This is a genomic window from Streptococcus sp. 79 (genome assembly GCF_013277425.1).
GTDB classification, from domain to species: Bacteria; Bacillota; Bacilli; order Lactobacillales; family Streptococcaceae; genus Streptococcus; species Streptococcus pseudopneumoniae.
This window is the reverse complement of sequence record NZ_VMMW01000005.1, coordinates 1-25,904: the sequence shown is the minus strand read 5'-3', so window position 1 is coordinate 25,904 and position 25,904 is coordinate 1. Positions and strand designations below refer to the sequence as shown.

The following is a 25,904-nucleotide window of genomic DNA, read 5'->3' as shown; positions in this document are numbered from 1 at the left end:
ACGGGTGGTTATGACTTGTCAAAATACTTTTTAGTTTCAGCAATAACGACTGGCGACAAGACTAAGAGGGCAATCAAGTTTGGCAGAACCATCAAGGCGTTGACGATATCTGCGATAATCCAGACCATATCCAACTCGATAAATCCTCCCAACAAGACCATGAGCACAAAGACCACACGGTAAAGCCAGATAAAACGAACTCCAAAGAGAAACTCGAAACAGCGTTCTCCATAATAGTTCCAACCTAGAATCGTCGTAAAGGCAAAGAGAACAAGGAAGATGGTCAAGAGGGCAGGTCCAAAATGTGAAAAGACTGTTGAGAAAGCAGACTGCGTCAAGGCAACCCCATTTAAGTCGCCACTCCAAACACCAGTTACCAAGATGGTCAAACCAGTCAAGGTACAGATAATGAGTGTATCAATAAAGGTTCCTGTCATGGAAATCAAACCTTGCTCTACTGGTTCATTTGTCTTAGCCGCAGCTGCTGCAATGGGAGCAGAACCCAGACCAGATTCGTTTGAGAAGACACCACGCGCCACACCATTTTGAATAGCCATCCGAACGCTAGCACCAGCAAAACCACCTACCGCAGCAAGGGGACTAAAAGCTGAGGTAAAGACTAAAGCGATTGTGTCAGGGATTTTTCCGATATTAAAGAAAATAACTGTAAGAGTTCCCAAAATATAAATGATAGCCATAAAAGGAACAACAGTAGTTGAAACCTTAGAAATAGACTTGAGTCCGCCAAAGACTGCAATCGCTACAAAGACAGACAAGACGAGAGCTGTGATGGCTGGTGAAATCGTCGTTGTATTTTGGATGGATTCTGTAATCGAGTTGACTTGAGTGAAGGTTCCGATCCCCAAGAGAGCAACCAATACTCCTGCTACTGCAAACAAAACAGCAAGTGGTCGCCACTTTTCTCCCATTCCTAGAAGGATATAGTGCATGGGACCTCCCGCAACCGCACCATGATCGTCCTTGGTGCGGTATTTGATGGCCAAGAGTCCTTCCGCATACTTGGTAGCCATTCCAAAGAAAGCCGCCATCCACATCCAAAATAGAGCTCCTGGTCCACCAACCTTGATAGCCGTCGCAACTCCTATAATATTCCCTGTTCCAACGGTTGATGCCAAGGCTGTACACAGAGCTGCAAAACTGGATACATCACCATGTCCCTTATCCTGGATAAAAATAAGCTGGAAGGCCTTGGGCAGACGCAAAACCTGCAAGAGTCCTAGACGGACCGTTAGGTAAATCCCTGTTCCGACCAATAAAATCAAGAGGGGCGGTCCCCAAGCAAAAGCATCGATTGATTTAAGCAATTCTAACATTTCCTTCTCCTATCTTTTCAACCCCAAAAGAAAGAGCACATGCAAGATACATGTACTCTGGAATGCTTAGATAAATGCTAAAAAGCGGTCTATCCTAGCTCTGTCCTTTTACCTGAGAGTTTGAGCAGTTGCCTGCCTTGCCCCTTCGGTGCCTTTACGGTCTCTCCAGAGTTCCGTCCATTTACAGTCATGGAAAATCAAACGATTCCCCACTTCTATTAAACTTCATTCGGTGTTGGTATTTAATTGATTCTTATTTTACAAAAAATGTTGGCTTTTGTCAATGGATTTTGGGAAAATCTTATTTGACTCAGTAGAAAAAGATTGAGCATTCCCATGTGCGTGAGGTGCTGTTAATTAAATCAATCTGTTTCACTCCTAGTCTACACGATATAAGAATTGTTCTGGTTTATTATGTACTGGAAATGAAGCACGATAGATGATTCTATCTTTACTAATATCCGAAGCGTCTGATATTAATCCATCCATTGATGTCTCATCAGGTATTCTAACACCTGCTGGTATGAATTGAATAAAGACTCCAAAAGATGGACCTGAATAGCGAGCTCGTAGAAAATCATTGACTATTTCTGATTCTGCAAGGTCAACTGTAAATTGTTCTGGAGCCACTAGCCCATCCTTACTAAAAACTAAGTCTTCTCCACCATTTCCTTTACTCCATTTTCCTTCAATACTAGAGAAATCTCCATTTTTTATGGCATTAATATCCATTTTGCTAGAAACATTTTTGTTAGTGGAAGATGCTGTTTCAGCAAATTTTTCTGTTACAGATTTCCAAGTCAGGCTAGATAGATTCATTCTAGTACCAGGACTGACTTCATCCTCTGTCTTAGCTTCTTTAACCTTCTCTAATTTGTCCCCACTACTATTCAATTTCCAAATGGTATAAATAGTTTGTGGATCTCCTGCAAACGGATTCCACTGGGTATAAAGTTTCCCATCTTCTAGGAGATAGGCCTTAAAGCGTGTTCCAAGCATCTGCATTTTATTTTCAGCATTGGTGAGGCGAATGACTTTCTGATCTTTGAGCGTAAAAATATCTAAAATCTCACTACCATTTTTAGAAGATATAATCAATTCATCAATGCCATTTTTATCCATATCAACCATTGCATAGGTGAAGGCTTGACTGCGTTCTGCCATCCCTGCATAGATATTAGCAGTTAGATTGATGTTATCCTTAACCTCTGACTTATGGTCTAAAATAAATTCATAATCCTTCAAAATACTATTATAAGGACTGTAATCTACGGTTGATTTAGTTTTCTCTGTCCCTTTGTCTGCACTACTCCCGCTAGGAAGCTTATCTGAAACTGATTTCCAGCTTAAAGTCTCCAGAGAAATGGGAGAACCGACCCCAAGATCCGCTAGTTCTTGAGCTTCCTTAGCCTTTACCAAAGACTGCCCATCTTCACTAAATTGGTAGTGAGCATAGATGTGACTCGTTGCTGTACCAGCTCCACGATAGAGCAGAGAATTATCTGGCAAGATACCGACTGTCATTCTCTCACCAATCTGGTCTAAACGATTTTCTTGATTAGTCAAACGAATCACCTTTTCGTCTTTCAGCGTACGAATATCAAGTAAACTCTTTTCGCCACTCTTCATTTCAAGAGCAAGCAAGAGTTCATCGACTCCATCATTATTCAAATCCGTCTTGTGGTAAACCACATCTGTATAAAATCCTTGAGAAGATTTCACTTGACTAGCTAGGGGATTGACATCCATACCTTTCGGCAAGGTTCCTTTCGCTACTTTTTCATAGTCATCCAAAACTTTATTATAGTAACTGTAGTCTATTTCTGGACTTGCTACTTCCTCGGATGCTGGTTCCGCGCTTTTATTCCAAGGTAGATACTGACAACCTCCTAGAACTAATGTCAGTGAAAGTGTTGTGGCTAATAATAACTTTTTCATATTATTCCCTTATCTAAGTGAAAGGAATCAGCCTGTGCTAATTCCTTTCACTATTTTTATTCTATTTAACCCACTTACCTGAGCCATCTACTTTGTAGCCATCTGGAGTACGTTCGTTGACTGCCATCTTACCATTTGACTTGAGATAGTAGTCACCTACCCATGTGTTACGAGCATAGCTTCCTTCTGATGTTAGGTAATAGTAAGATTTGTAGCTACTATCATAGATCCACTCACTCTTAGCCATTTTACCATCTGATTTGAGGTAGTAGCTTCCAGCCCAAGCATTACGAGCGTAACTACCTTCTGATGTCAGGTAGTAATAAGACTTATAGTTACTATCATAAATCCACTCGCTCTTCGCCATGTAGCCACCTGACTTAAGGTAGTAATTGCCTGACCAAGCATTTTGAACAAAGTGACCTGAAGCATTTAAGTAGAAGTAAGAATTGTACTGAACATCAAAAATCCATTGATTGACTACTTTAACACCAGCTTGATAGTAAGAAGAACCTGACCAGCCAGTCTGACCTGAGGTAGAGTTAGTAGATTGTTTTGGAGTTTCAGTAGTTGTTGGTGTTGTAGATGATTGTGTTGAAGATACTAGACCAGCAAATTTACCGTCTTTAATACTAAAAATAGGAGATTCTCCTTTGTATTGATGACGAAGCTTAGTCTGAGAATCAATATAAAATTCACTTACATAGGCTTCATATTTGTATTCACCATCAGGAATCGATTCATATGAATAAGAGTCAATGCTGCTTTTTGTTAAATCATAGGATCTCAATCTAACACTTGCTCCGGTGTCATTATCCACAACCTCTTTTGTTTTAGCATTAACAAGCTTCGTTCTTACAATAATAGAATCTTGCTTACTATTCCAATTATTAACAAAATTAGGATTAACACTATCAATTGAAAAAGTGACAGAAACGCCACGATTTTTATCATAACCAACCAAACTTAGATTGACCTTGTGATCAACATTACCAACTGCAACAATGTCATCAGCATGCACTGTTTTTGCTGAAAAAGGTAGAACTCCCGCTGTGTCAATAGTTGACAATACTCCGACTGTTGAAAGTGCCAAAGCACATACTAATAATTTCTTTTTGTTCATGTTATTCATTTCCTTTATTTTTAATATTTATTTAAAGTGCAACATTCATCTATCCGACAAAACGATGATTCTTTACACGAAAGACAACCGATTGTCCATCGTATACCTTACCATCTTGTCCTTTTCCTTTGATAACAAAGAGATAACTTCCATCTGGCGTTGAACTAAAGAAGTGACGAGTTTGAAAAACACGTAGACTTGGACTGTAAGTAGCAGTAAAATGAGCATCTGTAGAAACCTTACCTGTATTTACATCAATTAAGGCAAAATCATAGGCTACTTGATAAGATGAAGATGGAGTACTAGGTAGAGCAATATCGATATAGGTCATAGCATCATTGACATGGTAAAGGCTTATTCCTAATGATGTTGCTTGTGAACTGCTGGCTGTATGAGTTCCCTTAGAGCGGATCCACTTACCTGATCCATCAACTTGATAACCATCTGGTGTACGCTCATTCACTGCCATCTTACCATTTGACTTGAGATAGTAGTCACCTACCCATGTGTTACGAGCATAGCTTCCTTCTGATGTTAAGTAATAGTAAGAGCTGTAGTTACTGTCATAAATCCATTCACCTTTAGCCATCTTGCCGTTTGACTTGAGATAATAGTTACCCACCCAAGTATTACGGGCGTAACTTCCTTCCGACGTTAGGTAGTAATATGAACCATAATTCTTATCATAAATCCACTCGCTTTTAGCCATATATCCACCTGACTTGAGGTAGTAGTTTCCTACCCAAGCATTTTGAACATAATTACCTGAAGCATCTAGGTAGAAGTAGGAATTATAGTTCTTATCAAAAATCCACTTACTGGTAACTTTGCTACCATTTTGGTAGTAGGACGAACCTGACCAGCCATCTTTTTGACTCGTTGTTGATTGGTTAAAAGTCTTTGGAGTTGAGGAAGCTGTTGTTTTACCAGTCAACTTCTTAACAGCCTCTTTAAACTCTTCTACAGTCCCCTTCCACTCTATGTAATTGGCACCAGACTTATTTTCAAGAGCTATATAATTTCGAGCAGTTTCTTCGAAATAAGATAATTCTGGAGTGGTTTTTGTAGCCCAAATAATGGGACGATTAGCAGTTCCCTTCCATCCTTTAAATACTTCTGAATCTTTTGGAACAAGAATATAATATTTAGCAGTTGGATTAAGCGTTTGTGTGTCAGCCTGCACTGTTTGCGCTGAAAAAGGTAGAACTCCTGCTGTGTCCACAAGAGAGACCAATCCAAATGTTGCAGCCGCTAGGCTAGTTACTAAAACTGTTTTTGACTTCATCATCAAAAATCTCCTTTAAAATTTTATTGTTTACGATTACAGTATAGCATGCTATTTATCTTATTTACGAAAAGCGTATCTATATTTACCTTTATTGAACAAATACCCCCCCCCCCGAAAAAAGCGTAACTATATTTACTTTTTTCTAAAAATTCCCTTAAAAATTGGTAGAATTATGATAGAATGGAAAAAAGGACTTGAGGAGATTTAGGATGCAAGATGAAAGTGTTTATGGATTAGTCTATAAGGCCATCCGTGAGGAGAGAGGGTTTACTCAGAAGGAAGCTGCTGGAACTACAGTGACTCCACATTTTTTACGTCAGTTTGAGCAAGGGAAATCTCGAATAACCATTCAAAAATTTGAAGAGATTCTTTCTAATATTGGAATTGATAAGGAGACCTTTGATAGTCTCAAAACGCAGATGTTTCCAACTGAATTTCATAAATTACAGGCTCAAGTTGCTGATTTGGCCTATAAGCGTGAATTTAAAAAGATCCTTAGCTTGATTAATCAGCCTCTGGAAAATCCTGGAATCGCTGAACACTATGTAATCGCCAATCGTGTAGTCAATAAATTTGCTATCGCAAACATCATCGGCGATTCTTTTCTGACTCCAAAAGACTATCAAGAACTAGAATATATCAAGAACTATCTAAGTGAATTAGACGACTGGAACAAAATTGAGGTCAATATCTTTTCATCTATCCTGCCTCACTTTTCAATCGAATTTTTAGATTATAGACTCTACCACTTATTAGATACTCTAAAAAAACAGACTGAATACCATTCAATCCGTACTGCTGACTACTATATTGCCTGCTTAAGAACTGCTATCAAGCATTACTCTGTTAATGGCTACTATGACAAAGCTGAGAGCTTAGCTATGAAAACCTTGGAAGTGATTAATACTTTCCCTCTACTGAGCACCAAGATGACAGAGATGATTAGTCTTTCCATGGAACGGGCTAATAATTTTCTCAGAAAAGATGATGTCAGAGGTCTAGAGCTTGCTAAGCATATCTTTGCCAGTCTTGATAACTTTGAAAAGGTCTATCCAAATCAACTTCTGACTCGAATGAGAGAGGATTTCTTTGTTACTGTCACACAACTCAATCACACTGGACAACCTTTAGATGTCTAGGTTAGAAATCAAAAAGCTTGAGGAACAACATATTTCCTCAGGCTTTTCTTATCCTCTAAAAGTCACAATAGTTGCGCCACTCCCTCCAGCATTTTGTGGGGCATAGCCGAAACTCTTGACATGCTTATTTCTTTGTAGGTATTTGGTGACACCTTCACGGATGACACCTGTTCCGATACCATGGATGATATCAACTTGAGCCATATTATTAAGCAAGGCTTGATCGATAAAGGCATCTAGCTCATTCATAGCTTCTTCATAGCGTTTGCCTCGAAGATCTAGTCTGGCTTGAGGTCCTCGCCCAGAAGTTCGTTTCACAACATTGACCTGTTTCTTCTTGACTTGCTTTTCTTGCTGGGCTTGAACGAGGTCAAATTCTTTCTCTTCTAAAGTCATCTTAATCAAGCCAACTTGGGCTTCCCAGCGGCCATCTTTGAGTTGACTGGTCAAGGTACCACGCTGACCATAACTGAGAACCACGATATCATCTCCCACCTTTGGAGCACGTTTTTTCTTGGCCTTTTGAAGAACCTTGTTTTTGGACAAATCTACTTTTTCAGGAGCCAATTTTTTCAATTTGGCCTTGGCTTCTATGATTTCGTGGGGTTTAAGTTGAGATTTGCTGTGGAGATTTTTAAGAATCTGGTCACTCTCACTTAGAGCCATGTCCACAATCTCAGCGGCCTGTTCACGCGCCTTATTAAGCTCGGTTTCCTTTTCACGATTGAGTTCGTTGTAAAGTTTTTTGAGAGCACGGTTCATCTTGAGATTTTCTTGCTCCACCTCACGGATATTGTCCAAGCGTTTGCGGCTCTCTAGCGTCTGCTCTTCCAGCTGCTCAATAATCCGATTGACATCATTGTCCTGATCGACCTGCTGGCTGGCATCCCCTACGATAACTTCAGATAGACCTAGACGTTTGGCAATTTCAAAGGCATTGCTTCGGCCAGGCACACCCTGCATAAAGCGATAGGTTGGGCGAAGAGTTGCAGTATCAAACTCCATGCTGGCATTTTGCACAAAGGCTGTCTCAATACCGTAGGCCTTGAGTTCTGGATAGTGGGTGGTCGCCATGGTCTTGACCTGACGCAGGCGAAGGTCCTCCAGAATAGCCATGGCAAGGGCTGCTCCCTCTTGGGGATCAGTACCAGCCCCCAACTCATCCAAAAGTAAGAGTGAATGTTGGTTAACCTTGCCAAGAATATCCACGATATTGGTCATGTGACTAGAGAAGGTAGACAAGCTCTGCTCAATAGACTGCTCATCTCCAATATCGGCAAAGATTTCTTCAAAAATACCAACACGACTTCCCTTGTCTGCTAAAATCGGCAAACCAGACTGAGCCATGACCTGCGTCAAGCCCAGAGTTTTAAGCATGATGGTCTTCCCACCTGTATTGGGACCTGTAATGACAATAGCTGTTAAATCTTGTCCAAAATGGACATCATTTGCAACGGCATTTTTGACCAAAGGATGGCAGACATGGAGCAGTTGAATTTCTTGATTTTCTGATATCTGAGGAACGACTGCTTGCCTTTCTTGGATAAAGCGAACCTTAGCACGAATCAAGTCCAGATGACCGATAATCCAAGCGTCATTAGCAATCTCAGCCGCATGAGGGCGAACACGCTCCGAGATTTCTTGGAGAATGCGAAGCATTTCATAACGCTCATCTGCTCGCAAACTGGCAATTTCTTCGCTCAGTTTGACCACCTCACGGGGTTCAATATAGACGGTATTTCCACTAGCAGAAATATCATGAACAACACCTGCAATCTTATTGCGGTAGGTGTTTTTGACTGGTAAAACCTGACGGCCGTTTCTGCTGGCAATAATCCCTTCTGTCAACATCTGCGCTTTTTGCTTGAGCAAATCCTGTAAAACATCGCGTACCTGACTCTCGCTATCATGGATTTTTCGACGGATGCGCGCCAATTCTTCACTGGCAAAATTTTCAATGAAACCTGCATCATTAAAAGCTTGGAGATTTCCTTGTAATTGCGGAAAATCATGTAATTTCTCAAACCAGAAGGCTAACTCTTCCAAGCTGACATTTTCCAGATTAGCATAAAAACTTTGCAGTTCTCGACTAGCAAGAAGCACGCGCTTCAAGAGGAGAAACTCCTCTATATTGAGGTCTGCCCCCATCTCCAACCGTTTGCAGACTCCTGCAATTTCCTTGGTTGCGAGAATGGTAAAATGCGGTTGCTCAACGAAAAGAGCCTGCATTTCCTTCATCTCAGCAAAAGCCTGTTTGATTTTATCCGCTTTGGCAGTCGGAGCTAGCTGTCTCAATTGCTCCAAGCCCTGCTCAGTCAACAAATGGGGTTCAAACAAGGCCTTGACCTTATTGAACTCTAATGTTTCTAATATTTTCTTGTTCATCTTTATTTCCTCGTCTTTGAATGTCTAGGTGTGGTAGCTTTTTACATTCTGATAGATTCTAGTCAATCTGTAAACAAAGGGCTAGGAAATTTCCTGCCCTTTTTATCCGATTAAATTTGTCACCCAGATTTGTTTGAGCCAACTGGTTGTTACTGGTATGCTCTGGATGATGTGTTTTGCGACAATACTCTTTTCAAGAGGATTTTGTATAGCTGCCATGGGAATGGTTGCTAGTATGGTCAAGGTCATTTGCAAGACAAATAAGGTCACTAACATGGACAAGATCCCTGCTGAAACTTGGAACAACTTACCACCCAGTTTTTTACTAGGAATCAAGTGTAAGAGGAGACCAAGCAAACGACCGATGCTATAGACAACCCCGAAAACCAACAAGTAGCCGATCCCTGCGTAAAAGACCTTATCCAACTGAAAGAGTTGATCCGATGGGAAAAAGAAAGTTCCCTGACCTTCCTGCGGATTTGCATAAGGGAGCAGCAAATGAAATTGCTCTCCAAGTCCCTTATAAAACTGGCCAGCCATAAAAGCCGATGCCATGGCTGAAATCAGGTAATAAACCTGTAAGAGCAGGCCTCTCCGATAGCCGATATAAAATCCCCAAGCCAAGACCAATAGAAGAAGGAGTGAAATCATAAGGAGTCCTCAATCTTGCTCTGTTCTTGCTTGCAAGTCACAAGCTTGTGACGGAGTTCTTCTAGCTCTTGCTCCTTATCGTCAAATTCAATCTCACGGCTGAGCTGAGTTGATAAACAGTTGACTGCCAACAAAAGAGCGATGGTTTCATCGTCTGCACTAGGCATTTGTTCTTTAATTGCTTGGTATTTTTCTGTCGCAACCTTGGCGATTTCCTCCATAAAAAGGTTATCATGCTCGCTTGTCAAGGTTAATGATTTTTTCCCGAATGTAAATTTGAATCGATTTAGATTTGCCATAAAATTCACCTCACGATATTATACCAAAATTCGCTAATTTTGTCAGTTTTTACAAATTTGCCTGCTTTTATGGTACAATAGAAACTATGGCAAGTATAACACTCACACCAAGTGAAAAGAAGATTCAGGCTTTTCTTGAACACTATCAAACCAGTCTGGCTCCTAGTAAGAATCCCTATATCCGCTACTTTTTGAGACTGCCTCAGGCAACGGTTTCTATCTATACTTCTGGAAAGGTCTTGCTTCAGGGTGAAGGAGCTGAGAAATATGCTCGTTTCTTTGGCTATCAAGTTGTAGAGGAAACCAGCGGACAAAATCTTCCTTTGATTGGGACAGATGAGGTGGGAAATGGTTCCTACTTTGGTGGACTTGCAGTTGTGGCTTCCTTTGTCACACCTGACCAGCATGCTTTCTTGCGAAAACTCGGTGTGGGGGATTCTAAAACTCTGACCGACCAAAAGATTCGTCAGATTGCCCCTATCCTCAAGGACAAAATCCAGCACCAGGCACTGCTTCTCTCACCAAGCAAGTACAACGAGGTCATCGGAGACCGCTACAATGCTGTTTCGGTTAAGGTTGCCCTCCATAACCAGGCTATCTATCTCCTTCTTCAAAAAGGCGTTCAACCTGAGAAAATTGTGATTGATGCCTTTACCAGTGCTAAAAATTATGACAAGTACTTGGCACAAGAGGCCAATCGTTTCAGCAATCCTATCAGCTTAGAAGAAAAGGCTGAGGGCGAATACTTGGCTGTCGCAGTTTCTTCTATCATTGCGCGTGATCTCTTTCTGGAAAATCTAGAAAATCTAGGACGAGAACTGGGTTATCAACTTCCAAGTGGAGCTGGAACAGCTTCTGATAAGGTAGCTAGCCAGATTTTACAAGCCTATGGTATGCAGGGACTCAACTTCTGTGCCAAATTGCACTTTAAAAATACTGAAAAAGCGAAAAAACGCTTAGAAAGGTAAGTTATGAATTCATTTAAAAATTTCCTAAAAGAGTGGGGATTATTCCTCCTGATTCTGTCATTACTAGCTTTAAGTCGTATCTTTTTTTGGAGTAATGTCCGCGTAGAAGGACACTCCATGGATCCTACCCTAGCGGATGGCGAAATTCTCTTTGTCGTTAAGCACCTCCCTATTGACCGTTTTGATATCGTGGTGGCCCATGAGGAAGATGGCAATAAGGACATCGTCAAGCGCGTCATCGGAATGCCTGGCGATACCATCCGTTACGAAAATGATAAACTTTACATCAATGACAAAGAGACAGATGAACCTTATCTAGCTGACTATATCAAACGCTTCAAGGATGACAAACTCCAAAGCACCTACTCAGGCAAGGGATTTGAAGGAAATAAAGGAACTTTCTTTAGAAGTATCGCTCAAAAAGCTCAAGCCTTCACAGTTGATGTCAACTACAACACCAACTTTAGCTTTACAGTTCCAGAAGGAGAATACCTTCTCCTCGGAGACGACCGCTTGGTTTCGAGCGACAGCCGCCACGTAGGTACCTTCAAAGCAAAAGATATCACAGGGGAAGCTAAATTCCGCTTCTGGCCAATCACCCGTATCGGAACATTTTAAGAAATCGAAGAGGCCGAGAGTCAGCAATCTCAGCCTCTTCTTCTATCGTGAGAATATGATTATTCACTATCCAGTTTGATTAAGATAGAAACAAAGTTATACTCAATGAAAATCAAAGAGCAAACTAGGAAGCTAGCCGCAGGTTGCTCAAAGCACTGCTTTGAGGTTGTAGATAGAACTGACGAAGTCAGTAACATATATACGGCAAGGCGAAGCTGACGTGGTTTGAAGAGATTTTCGAAGAGTATTAACTCTCACCTATTTATGCAAAGGAAGCTTATGGAAGTTTATTTTTCAGGAACCATTGAACGGATTATTTTTGAAAATCCCAGCAATTTTTATCGTATCCTCCTCCTAGAAATCGACGATACAGACGCAGAGGATTTTGATGATTTTGAAATCATTGTCACGGGCACTATGGCTGATGTGATTGAGGGAGAAGACTATACTTTTTGGGGACAAATTGTCCAGCACTCCAAGTATGGGGAGCAACTGCAAATCAGTCGTTATGAACGCGCAAAACCAACTAGCAAGGGATTGGTCAAGTACTTTTCAAGTAGCCATTTCAAGGGAATTGGTCTCAAGACAGCTCAGAAAATTGTGGATACCTACGGTGACAATACCATTGACGAAATTCTGCAACACCCAGAAAAGCTAGAAGGTATCTCAGGACTCTCTGCCAAAAATCGCGAGGCTTTCGTTTCCACTCTCCGCCTCAACTACGGAACCGAGATGGTTTTGGCCAAACTGGCCAACTACGGCATTCCCAACAAACTAGCCTTTCAGATTCAAGACTTTTACAAGGAAGAAACCCTTGATGTGGTTGAAAATTATCCCTATCAGCTGGTTGAAGATATCAAAGGATTGGGATTTACCATTGCTGACCAACTAGCTGAGGAACTAGGCATCGAAAGTCAGGCTCCTGAACGCTTCCGTGCCGGTCTAGTTCATAATCTTTTTCAGGCCTGTATGGAAACAGGGGATACCTATGTTGAAGCACGGGATTTGCTGGAACAAACCCTTACTCTCCTTGAATCTTCTCGCCCCGTGGAACTGGACCCCAGCCAAGTGGCTCAAGAACTCTCCTACCTGATCGAAGAAGACAAGGTTCAGCAGATTGATACCAAAATTTTTGACAACAGCCTCTTTTTCGCTGAGGAAGGCATCCGCAGTCACTTGATTCGTATCCTTGAAAAAGGAAAACAGAAGAGCCAAGATTTAGAAACTATTCAAAAACATATCACTACTGTCGAGGAAGAACTGGGGATTGAGTATGATAGCATTCAAAAACAGGCTATTTGTGACGCTATCCAAAATAAGGTCTTTATCCTGACAGGTGGACCTGGTACTGGTAAGACGACTGTTATCAATGGTATCATCGCTGTTTATGCCCTTTTAGAAGGACTTAACCTCAGGAAGAAAAGCAACCTGCCGATTCTTCTTGCTGCTCCAACTGGACGAGCAGCTCGTCGCATGAATGAATTGACAGGCTTGCCAAGCGCGACTATACACCGTCACTTGGGAATGACAGGCGACGATGATACTAGTCATCTGGAAGATTATCTGGATGCTGACTTCATCATCGTAGATGAATTTTCCATGGTGGATACTTGGCTGGCCAATCAACTCTTCTCCAACATCTCTTCTAACAGTAAGATTCTCATCGTGGGAGATAGCGATCAGCTACCGTCTGTCAGCCCTGGACAAGTTCTAGCTGACCTCCTTCATATTCCTTTAATTCCTCAGACTCGCTTGGAAAAAATTTACCGGCAAAGCGAAGAATCAACCATCGTCACCCTAGCTAGTCAGATTCGACAGGGCATCCTGCCAGCTGATTTCACCCAGAAAAAAGCAGACCGTTCCTACTTTGAAATTGCTAGTGGCCATATTCCTGCTACCATTGAAAAGATCTTAGGCGCTGCCCTCAGAAGTGGCATCCCTGCCCGTGATATCCAAGTTCTGGCTCCCATGTACCGAGGGACTGCAGGGATTGATTCCATCAACCAGCTCATGCAAGACCTTCTCAATCCACCACAAAAAGACCAACTCAGTTTTGAAGCTCCCCAGTGCCACTATCGTAAGGGAGACAAGGTCATTCATTTGGTCAACGATGCTGAAATCAATGTCTTTAATGGAGATTTGGGAGCCATCACAGACCTGATTCCTGGTAAATACACCGAGTCGAAACAAGACGAGATTGTCATTGATTTTGATGGCAACGAAGTCTCTTACCCACGTAACGAATGGTACAAGATTCGCCTAGCCTATGCCATGAGTATCCATAAGTCTCAGGGAAGTGAGTTTCCTGTTGTCATCCTACCTATCACCAGTGCTAGTAGGCGTATGCTGGAGCGCAATCTCATCTATACAGCCATTACACGCGCCAAAAGCAAGCTTATCTTACTAGGCGAATTACAGGCCTTCGACTATGCCACCCAGCATATCGGAACTGCCCGAAAAACCTATCTGATTGAACGCTTCAGTGATTTATTGGAAACTGTTGAAGAAAAGCAACCAGCTATCTCTGAAACAACCACATCAAGTATCTCTGAACAATCCTACATCCTAACCGAAGAAAATTGGGACAGCATCCCAGCCATGATTGGGATTACAGATGCAGACCTCAAAGAGATTTTTGGAAAATAGTGCATAAGAAAACCCACCAATTCAGGTGGGATTTTTGTTTATTAAGATTATTTAACTGTTGCTGTGCTTGTAATCAATTCAACAGCTTTTTTGATTGTGATATCATGTTTCAACATATCAGCTGAAAGCAAGCTTTGTACTTGTGCAACTTCCATGTTGTAATCTGCTGCCAATTGCTCAATTTCTTTTTGGATTTCTTCTTCTGAAGCATCAAATCCTTCAGCTTTGGCAACTGCTTCAATAACAAGGTTAGTCTTAGTACGTGACTCAGCTTCTGCTTGGTATTGATTGTGAAGGTCTTCTTGAGTAGTTCCAGTGATTTGGAAGTACATGTCAGGGTTGATACCTTGACGTTGCAAGTTTCCAAGGAATTCGTTTACTGAGCGGTGAACTTCTTCGTGAATCATTTCTTCTGGAAGTTCTACGATTTCAGCGTTTTCTACAGCTTTATCAATTGCTGCACCTTCAACTGCATCTTTGTAAGCTTCTTCTTTAGCAGCAGCCAATTCCTTACGGTATTTTTCTTTCAATTCAGCAAGTGTTTCAACTTCTTCGTCGATGTCTTTTGCAAGCTCATCGTCAAGAGCTGGAACTTCTTTAGCTTTTACTTCGTGGATAGTTGTCACGAATTTAGCTTCTTTACCTGCAAGGTCTTCTGCTTGGTAGTCTTCTGGGAATGTTACAACGACATCAACAGTTTCACCAGCTGAGTGACCTACCAATTGGTCTTCGAAACCAGGGATGAATTGACCTGAACCAAGTCCAAGTGAGAAGTTTTCACCTTTTCCGCCATCAAATTCAACACCGTCGATAGAACCAACGAAGTCAATGACAACAGTGTCGCCGTTTTCAGCAGCAGCTTCTTTGATAACCAATTCAGCCAAGTTGTTGCGTTCGCGTTCGATACGCTCTTCAACGTCAGCATCAGTTACTTCTTTTTCTACATCTACTGATACTTCAAGGTTTTTGTAGTCACCCAATTTTACTTCAGGTTTTGTAACAACTTCAGCAGTGATAACCCAGTCTTGACCTTTTTCCATTGAAGTTACGTCAATTTTTGGTTGAGCAACCACTTCAAGACCAGCTTCTTTTACAGCTGCTTCATAAGCATTTGGCAAAAGAGCGTTCATAACATCTTGGTAAAGTGACTCTTCACCAAATTTTTTGTCGAAGATAGGGCGTGGAAGGTGACCTTTACGGAAACCTGGAACATTAAGAGATTTCTTCACTGAGTTGAAGACACGGTCCAATTCTGGTTTGATTTGGTCTTGAGAGATAGTGAAAGTCAAGACACCACGGTTTGTTTCTTTGTTTTCAAATGATACAGACATTCTGTCATTTCTCCTTAAAATTTTTTAAATACAGTCTATTATAACATTTTCTATAAATAAAATCTAGACTAATGCAGACAATTATAGACAACAAGCCTTTTTGCTAACTAAATGAAAGTTCTATAATGAAGTTAGTCACCCAGCCCTCCTAAAAATTAGATGTTTTAACTAGCTGATAGCTAGCCCTCTATTTCATTTGATAAGATGCTTGATGCTGTTAGGCTGACAAGCCAAGGCTAAGATTAGCCTTGGTTTAGCTGACAAAACTGCTTCAAGGGTTCCTCTTGTCAAATGAAAGCAAAATAATTGCCCTCAATCTCACCATTTTTTTTGGGACATAATCACTTTCGATTGACAGTTTGTTCTACACTTTCAAGGATGGAATAGACATCAAAAAGAACCCTGCTTTTCTGAAAAAGAGGTCTTCTTGCTAAGTTTATACTCAATGAAAATCAAAGAGCAAACTAGGAAGCTAGCCACAGGTTGCTCAAAGCACCGCTTTGAGTTTGCAGATAAAACTGACACGGTTTGAAGAGATTTTCGAAGAGTATTAATTTACATAAATAGCCAGTGTTTGATAGGGTTTGAGTAGAATTTTCTCAGACACTTCTGCGTCTTCATAGTTTGAAATCAAAATTTGTCCATTTTGGTAGGCTACTGGCAAATCGATTTCCACTTCTGTGGCATAAAAATTATTGAGCACAAGTAACTTTTCAGCCTCATACTGACGTTCAAAAGCATAGACTTGCTTGCTATCTTCAAAGGCTGGTTTGTAACTTCCTTCTGAGATGATAGGCATTTCCTTACGCAGTCGAATCAAGTCTTGGTAGAAGGTGAAAATCGGACCTTGGATTTCATTTTCTACATTGATGTGAGGGTAGGATTTTCCTGCATTGAGCCAAGGAGTCCCTACTGTGAAGCCTGCATTTTCAGAAGCATCCCACTGCATAGGAATTCGTGAATTATCACGCGACTTAGCTTGAATAATCTGGAAGGCTTTTTCCTGACTCTTCCCTTCCTCTAAGAGCATCTGATAGGCATTGAGCGATTCGACATCCACATAATCAGCAATAGAATCATAGTCTGGGTCAATCATCCCGATTTCCTCGCCCATATAGATATAAGGTGTCCCACGTGAAAGGTGAATACTGGCCGCTAGCATGGTAGCTCCTTCCTTGCGGAAGTTTTGAATATCAACAAAACGGTTTAAAGCGCGTGGTTGGTCGTGATTGTTCCAGAAGAGAGCACTCCAACCACCTTTATCACTCATTTCCTTGCCCCAGCTATGGTAAAGACTCTTCAAAATCAAAGGGAGCCAAGGTCCACTTTTGTCCATCCTTATAGTCCACCTTGAGATGATGAAAATTAAAGGTCATGGATAATTCCTGACGGTCAGGCGACGAATAAAGGACACAATTTCCCATGGTGGTTGAGGACATTTCCCCAACTGTCATAAAACTATCGTCTGATCCAAAAGTGGCTTGATTCATCATACGCAAATAGTCATGAACGATGGGCTTGTCTGTGTAAGCTGGCTTTCCTTCATTTTCAGGACAATCCACTAAAACCTCGTCCTTGCCAATTAAATTGATCACATCAAATCGGAAACCTTTGACACCCTTGTCGCGCCAGAAATTAACAACCTTGAAAAGCTCCTTACGGACATTGGGATTGCTCCAGTTAAGGTCAGCCTGGGTCTCATCAAAGAGGTGAAGGTAGTATTTCCCTGTATTCCCAAAGGGCGCCCATGCAGAGCCACCAAACTTAGACTGCCAGTCTGTTGGTTGGTCTTGGATGAAGAAAAAGTCTTGGTAGTACTTGTCACCAGCTAGGGCTTTCTGAAACCATTCATGCTCTGTCGAACAATGATTGAGTACCATGTCCAGCATAAAGTCAATCTTATGCTCTTTACCGACACGCACCATTTCCTCAAAATCAGTCATATCACCAAAAAGAGGATCCACTGCCATATAATCTGAAATATCGTAACCATTATCCCGTTGAGGGCTTGGATAGAATGGATTGAGCCAGACCATATCCACGCCCAGTTTGGCTAAATAGGGGATTTTTTCGATAATCCCACGGAAGTCCCCAATACCATTTCCAGTGGTGTCTTTGTAAGATTTTGGATAGATTTGATAGACTACTTTTCCTTTATCAAGTGTCATCTGTTTCTCCTTTTCTGATAAAAGGGAGGAAGCAGTCTTCCGTCCCTATTTGTGCTATTTCAATTATACTCAATGAAAATCAAAGAGCAAACTAGGAAACTAGCCGCAGGCTGTACTTGAGTACGGCAAGGCGACGTTGACGTGGTTTGAAGAGATTTTCGAAGAGTATAAAACAAAAAACCGCCTAGATAATACCTAAACGGATGCTTGAAATAATCTAACAAGTTACAACTTAGCTAGTCCATTTAGATATTCATCTATATGGACCACAATCAAAAATCTTAGCCACATAGATACAAACAAATTGCTTCAACTGTTTGCATCCATGGTGACATGTCTACAAACACTATCTAAAGTAGCTAAAGTAAAAGTTTTGATTCATCGTTACAGCTTGTCTCTTATTCATTTCTTTTTCTGCTTTCTTTTTTGATGTTTCCTATCTTACCACCTTTTTCATCACCTGTCAAGAATATTTCAGAATTTTTTAAAATTTTTCGAAAATTCTTTCAGGAAGCTTTCAAAGTTTTTCAAATCAGTCCAACAAAAAAAGGTTTATAATTTCCATAAAAATTGACATGGAAATTATAAAACCATTACTAGTTTAGTCCTTTTTGATAACGTGCCAATTCGGCTTGGTTCGCCCAAACATAGTGACCTGGACGGATTTCAACCATGGATGGTTTATCAGTCTCATAGTCGTGTTGACTTGGGTCGTAAACCTTCAAGACCTTCTTACGTTCCAAGATTGGGTCTGGAATTGGTACCGCTGAAAGCAAGGCTTGAGTATATGGGTGAATTGGATTGTTAAACAATTCTTCTGTCTCTGCAACCTCTACAATAACACCCTTGTAAATAACTGCGATACGATCTGAAATAAAACGAACAACCGACAAGTCATGGGCGATAAAGAGATAGGTCAAGCCAAGTTCTTTTTGGAATTTTTTGAGCAAGTTCAAGACTTGGGCACGCACAGAAACGTCCAAGGCTGAAATTGGTTCATCCGCAATAACAAAGTCTGGTTGCATGACCAAGGCACGGGCAATACCGATACGTTGACGTTGACCACCTGAAAACTCATGAGGGTAACGAGTCAAATGCTCAGCAAGCAGACCCACTTCACGGATAATATTTTGAACTTTCTCTTTACGCTCTGCTTCATCCTTAAATAAATGGTGATTGTAAAGACCTTCAGAAATAATATAATCAACAGTCGCACGTTCATTCAAACTTGCCGCAGGGTCTTGGAAAATCATCTGGATACGACGAATCAATTCCGCAGCTTGTTCACGCGATTTCTTACCATTAATCTTTTGACCCTCAAAAATGATATCTCCATTACTTGTATCATTGAGACCGATGATAGCACGACCAATAGTTGTTTTCCCACTACCTGACTCACCAACAAGCGAGAACGTTTCTCCCTTGTTGATAAAGAAGTTAGCATTTTTAACCGCGACAAACTTCTTACTTCCTTCACCGAAGGAAATTTCTAAATCTTTAATTTCTACTAATTTTTCAGACATTTCCTTCCTCCTAGTCAGCCAGATGGGCAAATCCCATTTTTTCACGGATCTTATCATGGAGATTTGCAATCACAGCTGGTTTTTCTACTTTTGGAGCATCCTCATGAAGAAGCCAAGTTTTAGCCCAATGTGTCTCTGATACTGAGAATTGAGGAGCTTTTTGTTCGAAGTCAATCTGCATTGCATAGTCAGAACGCAAGGCAAAGGCATCCCCTTTCAAGTCAGTATAAAGTGACGGAGGTGTTCCTGGGATTGAGTAAAGATCCCCTTTATCATCAGCAAGCTGAGGCAAGCTAGACAAGAGACTCCATGTATATGGATGGCAAGCGTCATAGAAGACTTCCTCAACAGTTCCATACTCAACGATTTCTCCTGCATACATAACCGCTACCTTATCCGCAATACTTGCTACCACACCAAGGTCGTGAGTGATAAAGATTGTTGTGAAATGATACTCGTTTTGTAAAGATTTTAGCAAATCAATAATCTGAGCTTGAATGGTTACATCCAAGGCAGTTGTTGGCTCATCACAGATCAAGACATCAGGTCGGCAGGCAAGGGCAATCGCAATAACGATACGTTGACGCATTCCTCCAGAATATTGGAATGGGTATTCATCAAAACGTCTATCTGCATCTGGAATCCCAACCTTATTCATGTAGTCAATGGCCAATTCTTTTGCTTCCTTGGCTGTTTTTCCTTGGTGTTTTACAATAACTTCTGTAATCTGGCTACCAATTGTTTTAATGGGGTCCAAACTAGTCATTGGATCCTGGAAGATAGTCGCAATCTTAGCACCACGAATTTGTTCCCAATCCTTGTGAGAAGATAAGGCTGTCAAATCCTGACCACGGTAGTCAATACTACCTTGGGCAATGCGACCATTTTCTTCGAGCATACCTGTGAAGGTCTTTGTCAAAACAGATTTACCTGATCCTGACTCACCTACCAAGGCTAATACTTCTCCTTCAACTAGTTCAAGGGAAACGCCGCGAATGGCTGTCAATACTTTGTCACGAACGTCAAATTCCACGACAATATCGCGAGCAGTCAAAATTACATTTTTTTCTTTTGTCATTTCTACTCCTATCTATGTGTACGTGGATCACTAGCATCCGCTAAGTTTTGACCAACTACGAAAAGGGACAAGGATACCAAGACAAGAGTTGTCAATGGAATCCAGAATAAGTAAGCATTGGTTGTTACGTTTTGTGAATAATCCGAAATCAAACGACCCAAACTTGGCACTGTAATCGGTAATCCAAGACCGAAGAAAGACAAGAAGGCTTCGTATGAGATAAAGCTTGGAAGCATTTGAGTCATGGTTGTCACAATAACAGATACCAATTGTGGCATGATGTTTTTGGCAACAATCTTCAAGGTTGGTGTTCCCAAAGTACGTGACGCCAAGTTGTATTCCAAATCACGGTAACGCAAGATTTGCACACGGATCATGAAGGCAATCCCAATCCATGTCGTCACACTCATAGCAAAAATCAGATTCCAGAATCCAGCTCCGATTGAGTAAGTCAAGACAATGACAATCAAAAGAGATGGGATGTTTGAGATGACGTTATAAACTTCCATCATGACACGGTCAACTGATTTTGAAATTCCCCAAATACCACCGACAAAAACACCGATAACCAAGTTAATCACTGTCGCAATCACAGAAATGAGGATAGAGTTACGAGCTCCAAACCAGACACCGTCAAAGAGTGATTTACCGTTACTGTCTGTACCGAACCAATGCTCAGCATTTGGCTTGATATAACGAGCACTAAAGTCGTTTACCTTGCTGACATCATTGAAATCAAACTTAGAAAACATTGGGTAGATGAAACTCATCAAAATGATGGCTACCAAGATTCCCAACATGACTACAGTTGATTTTTTCTTCATAAATTGTCTAAACACTGATTTCCAGTAAGAATATGCTGGCGCATCAATAGTTTCAGAGGCAAAATCGTCACGTTTTACAAACTGAAATTTTTCTTTATCGATTGTAGACATTATTTGCCTCCTTTCTCAGTCAATTTAATACGTGGGTCAATAATAGTCATCCAAATATCTCCCAAAAGACGTGAGAAGATAGAAATACATGTAAAGATGAAGACAAGACCAACGACCATAGAGTTATTAGATGCTTTTACAGAGTCAATCAACATTTTACCCATACCTGGGAAGGCGAAGACTGTTTCAGTAAGGGTTGCACCACCGATAACCCCAATAATAGCACCAGGAATTCCTGAAACCAGCGGAACCATGGCATTTTTAAAGATGTGTTTGTTTGAAATTTCTTTTTCAGACAAACCTTTTGCACGAGCGAAACGAACAAAGTCTTGAGATTGCAAGTCAATCATGTAACGACGAATCCAAATAGCTGTACCAGGAGCACCCAACAAACCAAGGATGACTGCTGGTAAAACGTAAGAACGCCAATCTCCAGCTCCCAAGATAGGGAACGAATCTGGAAGACCAATAGATGATCCAATCAATCGAACGATGTAAACCAAGGCAATGGTTGGAAGAGCAAGCAAGAAGGTCAAAGCCCCTGTTGAGAAGCTATCAATCCAAGTGTTCTTGAAACGAGCCATGGCTGAACCAAGTGGCACTGCAATCGCATAAGAAATCACCAAACCAATCAAACCAGTAATAGCAGAGCTGACAATCATAGATGGATATTGGTAATTACTTTCAGTCGCTGTATAAGGATCATCTTTCCCATAGCTAGCTACTTCACGAGAGTCAGCCTGACTAGGTGACTTGTAGGTTCTTGAGTAAATATTTACAGAAGACGTTTTCTTACCTGTTGGGAACTGAACTTGGGCAGTTTTAGTTTGTCCTTGACCTTGAGTAATAACCTGAAGAACTGGTGTATTAGCATAGGTTGGGTAAGAGTCACCTAAATTGATGTTCACAAAATTTTGATGCACAAATGGGAACTGACTGTTAAAGTACAAGAGATATTTATGTTTAGTTCCTGAACCGACCAATGACCATCCGATAGCTGGATCATTTTCGAAACGAAGGTAACGTTTCAAGTCTGGATTTTCAGGGTCTTGGATTTTATTTGTATGGTCAATGTCAATCAAGTTAGCATAGAAGTGAAAAACACGTTCAAAAATTGGAATTTCACGACTAGCATAGAATTGACCACTTTCAGTAAATTCTCCCAAAGTCCAACCATGGCCTAATTGATTGATGTACTTTTCATAAATAGCTTTATTGGTCGCATTTGCTTCTACTGTTACAGAAGAATCCATGCTACTTGCCTTTTCTTGCAACTCTTTAGTATCGTAATACTCAATGTAGCCCATACGCTCAAACACAGTATTTTCATAGTTATCACGTTTATCAGCCGTTGTCGCAATTTTATTATAGTTAGGATCCTGCTTGAAAATCAATTTTCGAGGAACCAAGGTATAGATAATCGTGTAGGTCAAAGTCGTTACTAAGAAAATCGAAACCAATGACCGCAAAACACGCATAAAAATATATTTTTTCATATTATTTCCTTTAAAAATCCCAAAAGAACCTTCTCCTCATGGAGAGAAAGTTCTATTAGAAATTATTTACTTCACATGACTTGCCAATTCTTTTTGAGCTTTCTCATTTGATTCAGCTTTTTCTTTCAACCATTTTTCACGAGCTTTTTCATACTCTTCCTTAGTCACCACTTTATCTTGTAATTTCAAATATTTGAAGTAAACATCTGACCCCTTAGAGCCTGTTTGCGCAGAAGCTCCAGTAAATGGAACAATTCGTGAAAGCACTGGTGCTGCACCAGAAGAAGCCATAGCAGGAATAAAGAGTGAACTATCTGTCAACCATGCTTGAGCCGCTGCATATTTTTCATAACGGACATTCAAGTCGCTTGTCTCTCTGGCAGCTTCATCAACTAATTTATCGTATTCTTTCAAACCAACTTGAACTACTGAAGGGCTATTTGGATTATCAAATCCTAAATATGTTTTTGTAGTTTCACTGCTAGTTGTTTTTAAAATATCCAGGTAAGTAGATGGGTCTTGATAGTCTGGACCCCATGAAACTCCTCCTGATACATCCCAATCCTCAGATGAAGCATTGGCAGCATAGTAAGTAATATTAAGGAATTCATCACTTGTCATTTGTTGAATATCAACAACGACATTTTCAACACCAAGAACTGTTTCTACAGATTGTTTAAAGGACTGAATACGGGATATGTAGCCTTTTGCTGCTTGGTCTACTGGAACGTCCAGATGAATAGGAAACTGAACGCCGTCTGCTTCTAAAGCTTTCTTAGCTTTCGCAAACTCTGCCTTGGCCTTGTCAACATTGAATAAACCATCCTGCCCATCAGCTAAATTCACACCTTTCCACTCATCACCATAAGCAGGAAGTTGAGCAGCGACTAAATCACCAAAGGTCTTCTCACCAGCTGAAACAAAGTCTGGTTTTACAAATAAATTACGAACTGCTAAAGCTGCTCCATCTTTACCATTGATTTGAGCTGAGTAAGCTGAGCGATCAAGAGCAAAATTCAAGGCTTGACGGAAATCTTTGTTAAGCAATGCCTTCTTAGTAGCTACTTTCTCTGAATCTGTAGTTTTAGAAGTATAGTTGTAACTTTGGCGATCAATATTCACACCCAGACCAGCAATCCCAGAGCCTGATTGTGTGTAATAGATATTGTCCTTGTATTCTTCTGCAACCTTAGAATAGTTGGAGCTGGTAGGGTAAAGACGGGCATAACTATAAGCTCCACTAGTGAAGTTACGCTCTAGCGACTCCTGATCTGATCCATCATAGTAAGCTAGATTGATAGTATCTAGGTGGACATTTTCTTTATCCCAATATTGCTCATTTTTTACAAACTCTACAGAAGATTTTGCAGTCAACCCTTTCAACAAGAATGGCCCATTATAAAGCAAGGATGTCGGATCTGTTGGTTTAGCAAAATCGCTTCCTTTTGATGTTTCGAATTCTTCATTCAGAGGCCAGAAAATAGAATAGGTCAACTTAGAGTTCCAGAACGGTTCAGGCTGGTTCAAAGTGTATTGTAACGTATAATCATCAACCGCCTTGACACCAACTGTTGAAAAATCTGTTGAAGTTCCTGATAGATAATCTGCCAAGCCTTTAACCGAATTTTCAGCTAAATACATAGCTTCTGATTTTTTATCTGCTGCGTGTTTTAAGCCGTTCACGAAATCTTTAGCCGTCACCTCTGCATATTCTTCTCCATCCGAGGTAAACCATTTAACCCCTTTACGAATCTTATAAGTGTAGGTCAAACCATCCTTAGAGACTTCCCAATCCTCTGCCACTGCAGGGGTAAGATTTCCGTAATTATCATTAGTAAATAAACCATCAATCCCATTTGAAGTCACTACTTTTGTACTATTTTTACTTGAAATCAGGTAGTCCAAGGTTTCTGGGTCTGCTGTATAAACATAGCCATAAGCTTTAGGGGCTGATGAATCAGATGATTTTGAAGAACTGCATGCTGCAAGTACACCTGCTGCTAATAAAACAAGACCTGCTGTAGCAAATACACGACTTTTTTTCATTTTCTACTCCTCTGTTTATGTGAATTATAGATTGACAACCATTATATCATATTATCCATTAAAAATCAAACAAATTTTCAGAATATTTAGGCTTGTTGGCACAAATTTTTCATTTTTTTTGAATATATGATTCAAATTGTCGTTCGAAGTGTCAAAGACTACAGTGAAAATAGGAAATTTGACGCAGAAACTTTGGAGCTTAGGAAGACATACAGTAAAATAAAATACGGACGGAACAATGTGATTTTGGAATTCAAATCATTTTATAACAATATTAGACTTCCTGCAAAAGAGGATATAGCTTCATGAGTCCTTGATAACCATTGTCAGCCAAGATTTTACCAGCTTGTCCGATATTTCTGCGACTCGTTTTGAACAACTTCATATCATGACAATAGTTCACAGCGATATCCAAAGAAACTTCTCCCTTGACTTGTGACAATCGCTTGAGCCTTCATAGCGTGGCATTTCTTTTTATAGTCATTTAGTTTTTAAAAAGCGTTCCAACCATTCAAAAATAGTTGGGACTTCCCTTAATAAATCCGTCACTTTCTTTTTCAAGATAGCCCAAGCTTGCTCAATAGGATTCAAATCTGGTGAATAAGGCGGTAGAGGTAAGAAAAAGTGTTTATCTTGGATGCAGAGTTCATCCAAAATGTTCTTGGGATCAAAACTAGCATTGTCCATGATAATAACATGAGGTGTCTTCAAAGCAGGCAGGAGTTGCGTTTTGAACCACTCCACAAAGAAATCGCTTGTCCTGCTGTTCTTGTAAATCATGGGAGCTATAAACTCTCCGTCTACTTGTCCTGCAACAATTGAAGTTCGCTCAAAACGACGTCCGCTAATCTTTTCATAGACTTTCTCCCCTCTAGGAGCCCCTGCATAAGGACGATAGAGGTAGCGGTCGATTCCTGTTTCATCAATGTATACGATTG

19 protein-coding genes, 2 pseudogenes and 1 riboswitch are annotated in these 25,904 nt (G+C 40.6%); of the genes and pseudogenes, 5 read left to right on the top strand and 16 right to left on the bottom strand.

The features are described 5' to 3' along the window. Positions 1-8: 8 nt before the first annotated feature. From HT729_RS02155 to HT729_RS02140, 4 genes are all read right to left on the bottom strand, one after another. On the bottom strand, positions 9-1,334 hold the full coding sequence (locus HT729_RS02155; RefSeq protein ID WP_172925884.1) for a sodium:alanine symporter family protein: 1,326 nt from the start codon (positions 1,332-1,334) through the stop codon (positions 9-11). A gap of 90 nt (positions 1,335-1,424) precedes the next feature. After that, positions 1,425-1,513: riboswitch (glycine riboswitch) on the bottom strand. 199 nt (positions 1,514-1,712) lie between these two features. Next, entirely contained in the window at positions 1,713-3,272 is a 1,560-nt protein-coding gene (locus HT729_RS02150) for a DUF6287 domain-containing protein (protein WP_000734929.1), read from the bottom strand. Positions 3,273-3,333: 61 nt separating this feature from the next. Continuing rightward, the gene (locus HT729_RS02145; protein WP_001035286.1) at positions 3,334-4,395 is read right to left on the bottom strand and encodes a hypothetical protein; all 1,062 of its coding nucleotides are present in this window, start codon (positions 4,393-4,395) and stop codon (positions 3,334-3,336) included. A gap of 49 nt (positions 4,396-4,444) precedes the next feature. Beyond that, positions 4,445-5,683 carry an N-acetylmuramoyl-L-alanine amidase family protein gene (locus HT729_RS02140; RefSeq protein WP_240164411.1) on the bottom strand — a complete coding sequence of 413 codons (1,239 nt, stop codon included), beginning with the start codon at positions 5,681-5,683 and terminating at the stop codon, positions 4,445-4,447. A 209-nt stretch (positions 5,684-5,892) separates the two neighbouring features. Here HT729_RS02140 and HT729_RS02135 point away from each other — a divergent pair, with 209 nt between their 5' ends. Beyond that, positions 5,893-6,822 carry a helix-turn-helix transcriptional regulator gene (locus HT729_RS02135; RefSeq protein WP_001150390.1) on the top strand — a complete coding sequence of 310 codons (930 nt, stop codon included), beginning with the start codon at positions 5,893-5,895 and terminating at the stop codon, positions 6,820-6,822. Between the two features lie 48 nt (positions 6,823-6,870). Here the strand turns inward: HT729_RS02135 and HT729_RS02130 are convergent, their stop codons facing one another. The 3 genes from HT729_RS02130 to zapA all read right to left on the bottom strand — a co-directional run bounded on the left by HT729_RS02130 (position 6,871) and on the right by zapA (position 10,157). Beyond that, the gene (locus tag HT729_RS02130) at positions 6,871-9,207 is read right to left on the bottom strand and encodes an endonuclease MutS2 (RefSeq protein ID WP_172931613.1); all 2,337 of its coding nucleotides are present in this window, start codon (positions 9,205-9,207) and stop codon (positions 6,871-6,873) included. A gap of 102 nt (positions 9,208-9,309) precedes the next feature. After that, positions 9,310-9,858 (bottom strand): CvpA family protein, encoded by a 549-nt coding sequence (locus HT729_RS02125; protein ID WP_023938525.1) that lies wholly within the window; start codon positions 9,856-9,858, stop codon positions 9,310-9,312. Further along, complete coding sequence (gene zapA / locus HT729_RS02120) at positions 9,855-10,157, bottom strand: cell division protein ZapA (protein WP_000002019.1); 303 nt, start codon at positions 10,155-10,157, stop codon at positions 9,855-9,857. The genes HT729_RS02125 and zapA overlap by 4 nt, the downstream gene beginning before the upstream one ends. An 86-nt stretch (positions 10,158-10,243) precedes the next feature. On the opposite strand from zapA, the gene rnhC reads away from it, so the two are divergent. The 3 genes from rnhC (at position 10,244) to HT729_RS02105 (ending at position 14,389) form a co-directional block, all read left to right on the top strand. Further along, positions 10,244-11,125 carry a ribonuclease HIII gene (rnhC, locus tag HT729_RS02115; RefSeq protein ID WP_000146891.1) on the top strand — a complete coding sequence of 294 codons (882 nt, stop codon included), beginning with the start codon at positions 10,244-10,246 and terminating at the stop codon, positions 11,123-11,125. Positions 11,126-11,128: 3 nt separating this feature from the next. Continuing rightward, a complete protein-coding gene (gene lepB / locus HT729_RS02110) occupies positions 11,129-11,743 on the top strand; it encodes a signal peptidase I (protein WP_001083986.1) in 615 nt (204 codons plus the stop codon). A 279-nt stretch (positions 11,744-12,022) separates the two neighbouring features. Continuing rightward, a complete protein-coding gene (locus HT729_RS02105) occupies positions 12,023-14,389 on the top strand; it encodes an ATP-dependent RecD-like DNA helicase (RefSeq protein WP_172931612.1) in 2,367 nt (788 codons plus the stop codon). 47 nt (positions 14,390-14,436) lie between these two features. On the opposite strand, the gene tig is transcribed toward HT729_RS02105, so the two are convergent. From tig to HT729_RS02070, 7 genes and pseudogenes are all read right to left on the bottom strand, one after another. After that, a complete protein-coding gene (gene tig / locus HT729_RS02100) occupies positions 14,437-15,720 on the bottom strand; it encodes a trigger factor (RefSeq protein ID WP_000116494.1) in 1,284 nt (427 codons plus the stop codon). A gap of 550 nt (positions 15,721-16,270) precedes the next feature. Next, positions 16,271-17,888 (bottom strand): annotated as a pseudogene (treC, locus tag HT729_RS02095) (alpha,alpha-phosphotrehalase). 596 nt (positions 17,889-18,484) lie between these two features. Continuing rightward, positions 18,485-19,411: an ATP-binding cassette domain-containing protein gene (locus HT729_RS02090; RefSeq protein WP_172931611.1), complete on the bottom strand. Its 927-nt coding sequence runs from the start codon at positions 19,409-19,411 to the stop codon at positions 18,485-18,487. 10 nt (positions 19,412-19,421) lie between these two features. Then, positions 19,422-20,489 carry an ABC transporter ATP-binding protein gene (locus HT729_RS02085; RefSeq protein WP_000159548.1) on the bottom strand — a complete coding sequence of 356 codons (1,068 nt, stop codon included), beginning with the start codon at positions 20,487-20,489 and terminating at the stop codon, positions 19,422-19,424. 8 nt (positions 20,490-20,497) lie between these two features. Continuing rightward, on the bottom strand, positions 20,498-21,424 hold the full coding sequence (oppC, locus tag HT729_RS02080) for an oligopeptide ABC transporter permease OppC (RefSeq protein ID WP_000103703.1): 927 nt from the start codon (positions 21,422-21,424) through the stop codon (positions 20,498-20,500). Then, the gene (locus HT729_RS02075; protein ID WP_000759897.1) at positions 21,424-22,920 is read right to left on the bottom strand and encodes an ABC transporter permease; all 1,497 of its coding nucleotides are present in this window, start codon (positions 22,918-22,920) and stop codon (positions 21,424-21,426) included. Before HT729_RS02075 ends, oppC begins: the two co-directional genes overlap by 1 nt. Before the next feature lie 66 nt (positions 22,921-22,986). Beyond that, positions 22,987-24,966 carry a peptide ABC transporter substrate-binding protein gene (locus tag HT729_RS02070; protein ID WP_172931610.1) on the bottom strand — a complete coding sequence of 660 codons (1,980 nt, stop codon included), beginning with the start codon at positions 24,964-24,966 and terminating at the stop codon, positions 22,987-22,989. Between the two features lie 126 nt (positions 24,967-25,092). On the opposite strand from HT729_RS02070, the gene HT729_RS11865 reads away from it, so the two are divergent. Then, entirely contained in the window at positions 25,093-25,275 is a 183-nt protein-coding gene (locus HT729_RS11865) for a hypothetical protein (RefSeq protein ID WP_078374317.1), read from the top strand. Here HT729_RS11865 and HT729_RS02065 read toward each other — a convergent pair. Then, positions 25,259-25,442, bottom strand: a pseudogene (locus HT729_RS02065) (transposase); the annotation flags it as partial. The gene HT729_RS11865 and the pseudogene HT729_RS02065 sit on opposite strands and share 17 nt — an antisense overlap. Positions 25,443-25,446: 4 nt before the next feature. Further along, positions 25,447-25,904, bottom strand: a 458-nt coding sequence (locus HT729_RS02060; RefSeq protein WP_172931609.1) for a transposase, incomplete at its 5' end; no start/stop codon positions are given.